This is a genomic window from Pseudomonas sp. F1_0610, assembly GCF_047470865.1.
Lineage (GTDB): Bacteria > Pseudomonadota > Gammaproteobacteria > Pseudomonadales > Pseudomonadaceae > JAZDRH01.
Window position 1 is genome coordinate 1 of record NZ_JAZDRH010000079.1, and the last position, 814, is coordinate 814.

At 32.6% G+C, this 814-nt stretch carries 1 protein-coding gene; it reads right to left on the reverse strand.

What is annotated here, in order from left to right:
* Positions 1–32: 32 nt before the first annotated feature.
* Positions 33–560 (reverse strand): DUF3304 domain-containing protein, encoded by a 528-nt coding sequence (locus tag VQ643_RS16285; RefSeq protein ID WP_414201560.1) that lies wholly within the window; start codon positions 558–560, stop codon positions 33–35.
* Positions 561–814 lie beyond the last annotated feature (254 nt).

The following is an 814-nucleotide window of genomic DNA, read 5'->3' on the forward strand; positions in this document are numbered from 1 at the left end:
AAAACAGCAGAACACTAGCGAAAATTGACATATTAAGATTCCTTTGCTTTTAATTTATAGCTGGGGTTATCACATTTAGGATATTCATCATAGGGTAAGCCTGGCGATTTACAGTTAACTCTAATTTTTACTACGTTACACTCTAAAAAATAAACTTTAAGTGCACAAAAATCTTTTTTATAGTCATACTCTGGAATATCTACAATAGTTTCATGATAGCTGGTGTTTTCTTTCATTTTTTGTTCAAAAACCTCCCAACCTTTAGTATCATTAGAGTATGGACTTTTTCCCAGTTTACTTGTATCTAACCGATCCCATACTACTTTGACTTTAAATTCAGGATCCCATGCTTTAGGAATAACGATTGAACCACCTTCACTTGTGGCATAACCTAGATGTCCATTGGCTGTAAATGTACGCATTTCATAATAAGTTAGATTCCATGCACCCATTGGCACCCACACCATTTCTTTGCGTTCACGTGCGAGCTTTTCGGCTTCACTTTCACAACCTGCTAACAATAATGAAAACAATATTAGCGTTATAGCTTGTAGTTTCATTTAAATCTCCTTAAAGAGAGCACAACCTATAAATATTAATTTTATTTAAAAACAGCAGAACACTAGCGAAAATTGACATATTAAGATTCCTTTGCTTTTAACTTATAACTGGGATTATCACACTTTGGATACTCATCATAGGGTAAGCCTGGCGATTTACAGTTAACTCTAATTTTTATTACGTCACATTTTAAAAAATAAACTTTAAATGAACAAAAATCTTTTTTATAGTCATACTCTGGAATATCTACAAT